At 75.1% G+C, this 4,217-nt stretch carries 4 protein-coding genes; all 4 read left to right on the top strand.

Annotated features, from left to right (window positions below; genetic code table 11):
* Window positions 1–48: 48 nt before the first annotated feature.
* Genes ACNJ93_RS30910 through ACNJ93_RS30895 form a run of 4 tightly spaced genes read left to right on the top strand, consistent with a single transcriptional unit; the run spans window position 49 to window position 4,150 of the window.
* Complete coding sequence (locus ACNJ93_RS30910) at window positions 49–1,302, top strand: ATP-grasp domain-containing protein (protein ID WP_418960763.1); 1,254 nt, start codon at window positions 49–51, stop codon at window positions 1,300–1,302.
* The gene (locus tag ACNJ93_RS30905) at window positions 1,289–2,044 is read left to right on the top strand and encodes an HAD family hydrolase (protein WP_418960762.1); all 756 of its coding nucleotides are present in this window, start codon (window positions 1,289–1,291) and stop codon (window positions 2,042–2,044) included. Before ACNJ93_RS30910 ends, ACNJ93_RS30905 begins: the two co-directional genes overlap by 14 nt.
* Complete coding sequence (locus ACNJ93_RS30900) at window positions 2,041–3,195, top strand: hypothetical protein (protein WP_418960761.1); 1,155 nt, start codon at window positions 2,041–2,043, stop codon at window positions 3,193–3,195. Before ACNJ93_RS30905 ends, ACNJ93_RS30900 begins: the two co-directional genes overlap by 4 nt.
* Before the next feature lie 34 nt (window positions 3,196–3,229).
* Complete coding sequence (locus ACNJ93_RS30895; protein ID WP_418961585.1) at window positions 3,230–4,150, top strand: NAD-dependent epimerase/dehydratase family protein; 921 nt, start codon at window positions 3,230–3,232, stop codon at window positions 4,148–4,150.
* The last annotated feature ends 67 nt before the right edge of the window (window positions 4,151–4,217 follow it).

Here is a 4,217-nt window from a genome sequence, read left to right as displayed (position 1 = left end):
GCGTCGTCCCCGTCCTGCCCTGCTCTCGCCCCTACAGAGGTGGAACCCATGAGTGACCGACCGGTGCTGCTGACCGTGTACGACACCGGCAGCCTCGCCCCGACGCGGCTGGCCGAGGCCGCCCGGCGCGCGGACTGCGCCCTGGTGTTCGTGGTGGCCGACACCGCGCACGCCCGGGAGATGATCCCGACCCTGGAGATCCTCGGCACCGTCGTCGACACGGCGGGGCGTTCCGAGGAGGAGACGGTGACGGCGCTGAAGGCGCTCGGCCCCTCCGGGATCATCACCTTCAGCGAGTTCCAGATCGCCCGCACGGCCCGGTTGGCCGCCGCGCTGGGTCTGCCGTACCACTCCCCCGCCGACGTGCCCGCGATCACGCACAAGGACCTGCAGCGGGAGCGGTTCGCCGAGGCGGGTGTGGACGCGGTCCGCTTTCGCACCCTGACCGCGCCGGACCAGGTCGACGAGGCGCTCGCGCACGTGGGCCTGCCGGCCGTCATCAAGCCGGTGGTCGGCGCCTCCAGCCGCAACACGCGGGCGGTCACCACCCCCGAGGAGTGCCGGGCGGCCGTCGCGGAGGTCTTCGACGGCTCGGGCGGCGGCCCGGTGGAGACGGCCGTGATGATCGAGGAGCTGCTGGTGGGCCGTCCCACGCCCGCCCCGTGGGGCGACTACATCGCGGTGGACTGCGTGGCCGTCGGCGACGACGTGCGTCCGGTCTTCGTGACCAGCAAGTTCGCGCTGGCCGAGCCGTTCCGGGAGCGGGGCGGCTACGGCGGCTGGTCGGTGGTGCCGGAGGAGGACGAGCGGGCCGTGCGGGACCTGGCCTGCCGGGCGGTGCGCGCGCTGAACGTCCACGGGGTGGCGGACGTCGAGATCAAGCTGACCGCCGACGGCCCCCGGGTCATCGAGGTCAACGGCCGGCTCGGGGCGTGGGTGGACGACCTGGCCGTCCGCTCGGGCACGTCCGATCCGGCGTACGTGGCGGTGGCGGCGGCCCTCGGACTGCCGTACGAGACGCCGGACGTGAAGCGGGACGGGCCGATCGCCTTCCACTATCTGATCGTGCCGCCCGCCGGGGCGCGGCGGGTGCGGGAGATCCGCAACGTGTCCGCGCTGCGCCGGCTGCCGCAGGTCGCCGGCGTCACGGTGCTCACCGAGCCCGGCGCGTGCGTGGACTGGCGGATCGGGGCGCGCGGCAACGTGGCCGCGGTCCTGGGCAGAGCGGCCGGCCACGAGGAACTGGCCGCGGCAATAGCCGCCGTCGAGGACGTCGACTGGATCAGCTATGACGCCGACTGAGCGCGAGGGAACGTTTCTCGTCTTCGACCTGGACGGCGTCCTGGTCGACACGCAGGACGCCGAGAACGGCGGACTGGCCCACGTGGGCGAGCTGATGGGCGTCACGCTCGGCAAGGAGCGGCGGGACGAGCTGTTCTCCGGCAAGAAGCTCCAGGAGTGCCTGGACCTGCTGGAGGAGCTGGCCGGGACCCCGCCGCCGCCGGACGCCGTGGCGCTCGCCCGGGCCCGGTGCGAGGAGCTGATCGGCGGCCGGCTCGAACCTCTCGCGGGCGTGGCGCGGGCGCTGGACCTGCTGGCCGCCCTGCCGGGTGTGTCGGGCATGTGCGTCGCGTCCAACAGCCCGCTGGAGCTCATCGAGCGGCGCCTCGCCCAGGCGGGGATCCTGCACCACTTCGGGCGGCGGCTGTACTCCGCGTACGAGGTGGACGCGTGGAAGCCCGATCCGAAGCTGTTCCTGGCCGCGGCCGAGCGCTCGGGAGCGGCCGTCGCGGACTGCCTGGTGATCGAGGACAGCCCGGTCGGCGTGGCCGCCGGCGTCGACGCCGGAATGCGGGTGCTGCAGTACGCGCCCGATCCGGCGGTCGGCGCGCACCGGGAGGGCGCACGGGTGTTCCGCTCCATGGCGGACCTCCCGGATCTGGTGGCCGAGGCCGTCTCCCGACGGTCCGCAGCCGCCTCCCTCGGCGCCCCCGGCTCTCCCTTCTCCCCCGACGTCGTCGTGACCCCGGAAAGGATCCGATGAACCACCCCGCGCACGAGGCACGCAAGGTCATGGTCCTGGGCGCCGGCGACATCGGCCGCCGCGCCTTCCACGAGCTGGCGCACAGCGACCGCCCGCGCGAACTGCGGCTGGTGGGCCGGGACGAGGAGGCGGTGCTCCGGGCGGCCAACCTCGCCCGGTTCTGCGCGATGCAGCGCGGTCACGCGCCCCGGGTCGGTCATGCCGTGACCGATCTGCGGGACGTGGCGCGCACCGCGGAGCAGATCGCCGCGTTCCGGCCGGACGTGCTGTTCCTGGCGGCGAGCTACCAGTCGTGGTGGGTGATCTCGACGCTGGAGGAGTCGGCGTTCCGGAGGCTGTACGCCGCCAACTACGGGCCGTGGCTGCCGATGCACCTGGTCCCGGCGATGAAGGCGATGGAGGCGGTGCGGCAGTCGGGGCTGAGACCGGTCGTGGTCAACGCCGCCTACCCGGACGCGGTGCACCCCGCGCTGCGGGGCGCGGGACTCTCGCCGGACCTGGGCATCGGGAACGTCGCCAACAACGTGCCGGGCATCACCGCGGCCGTGGCGGACGAACTCGGCCGCCCGGTCGAGGCGGTGGAGGTGCGGCTCGTGGCCCACCACTACGTCTCGCACCGCCTGTCCCGGCACGGCGACAGCGGACCGGCGGACCTGGGCCTGGGCGTCCGGGTGGACGGGCAGGACGTCACGGACCGCCTGGACGTGCCGGCGCTCCTGAAGCGGCTGCCGGAGCGGTACCGGCGCACCGGCGGGCTGCCCGGCCAGGCGATGACGGCGGCCTCGGCGCTGAGCGTCCTGGAACCGCTGGCCGACGGGCGGGCCGCGCTGGTCCACGCGCCCGGCGCGGGCGGTGCGGTGGGCGGCCAGCCGGTCGCCCTGCGGGCGGACGGCTCCTTCGAGCGCGTGCTGCCCGAGGGGATGACGCCGCGGCGGGCCGAGGACATCCTCCGCTCGGGTCAGGTGCAGGACGGCATCAGCGAGATCCGCGACGACGGGACGGTGGTCTTCGAGCCGTCGTCGATGGCGGTGCTGACGGAGGAACTCGGCTACGCCTGCGCCGAGATGAAGCTGTCGGAGGCGGAGGACCGGGCGCTGGAGCTCGCCGAGCGGTTCGCCGCGTACCGGTCGGCGGCCGGGACGGTCGCGTGACCGTGCGGGGAACGGGATCTCGGGGGTGGGCGTGGTGAGGCTGCTGGTGCTCGGCGGCACCGATTTCGCGGGCCGGGCGGTCGCGGAGGAGGCGCGGGACCGCGGCTGGGACGTGACGGTGTTCCACCGGGGCGAGCATCCGGCGCCGCCGGGCGTGACGGTGCTGCGCGGCGACCGTACGGCGCCCGGCGGGCTGGAGGCGCTCGGGCGGGGCGAGTGGGACGCGGTCGTGGACACGTGGAAGTCGGCGCCCCGGGTCGTCCGGGACTCCGCGCGGCTGCTGTCGGGACGGGCCGGGCGGTACGCGTTCGTGTCGAGCCGCTCCGTGTACACCTGGCCCGTGCCGGCGGGGCTCGGCGAGGACGGGCCGCTGGTGGACGGCGATCCGGACGCGGAGGCGACGGACTACGCGGCGGACAAGCGGGGCGCAGAGCTGGCGGTGGAACGGGAGTTCGGCGACGGGCGGTCGCTGCTGGTGCGCGCGGGCCTCCTGCTGGGGCCCCGGGAGAACGTGGGCCGGCTGCCCTGGTGGCTGGAGCGCACGGCGCGCGGCGGCCCGCTCCTGGCGCCCGGCCCGCGGGACACGCCCCTGCAGTACGTGGACGCACGGGACATGGCGCGCTGGATCCTGGACGCCCTGGAGTCGGGGCTGAGCGGCCCGTACAACATGGTGGGGCCGCCGGGTCACACGACGATCGGCGAGCTGCTCGACGCCTGCGTCGCCGCGACCGGCGGGCGGGCGCGGCTGGTGTGGGTCGGTCCGGAGACGCTGGCCGAGGCCGGGGTCTCGGGCTGGGAGGACCTGCCGATCTGGTGCCCGCCGGGCGGCGAGCTGCACGACGCGGTCCACCGCGCGGACGTGTCCCGCGCCCTGGCGACGGGCCTGCGCTGCCGGCCGGTCACGGAGACGGTCGCGGACACGTGGGCCGCGATGCGCGCCACGGGCGGGCACTGACCTTCCCTCCGTCGCCCTCCGTCGCCCTCCTTCGCGCACTTCCACGCCTTTTTTCGCACAACCCCAA

The organism is Streptomyces tritici (assembly GCF_048500665.1).
GTDB classification, from domain to species: Bacteria; Actinomycetota; Actinomycetes; order Streptomycetales; family Streptomycetaceae; genus Streptomyces; species Streptomyces tritici.
This window is presented reverse-complemented; position numbering and strand designations above follow the sequence as displayed.

Coding starts and splice junctions, on each gene's coding strand:
- ACNJ93_RS30910 (WP_418960763.1), top strand. CDS start 49: ATGAGTGACCGACCGGTGCTGCTGACCGTGTACGACACCGGCAGCCTC.
- ACNJ93_RS30905 (WP_418960762.1), top strand. CDS start 1,289: ATGACGCCGACTGAGCGCGAGGGAACGTTTCTCGTCTTCGACCTGGAC.
- ACNJ93_RS30900 (WP_418960761.1), top strand. CDS start 2,041: ATGAACCACCCCGCGCACGAGGCACGCAAGGTCATGGTCCTGGGCGCC.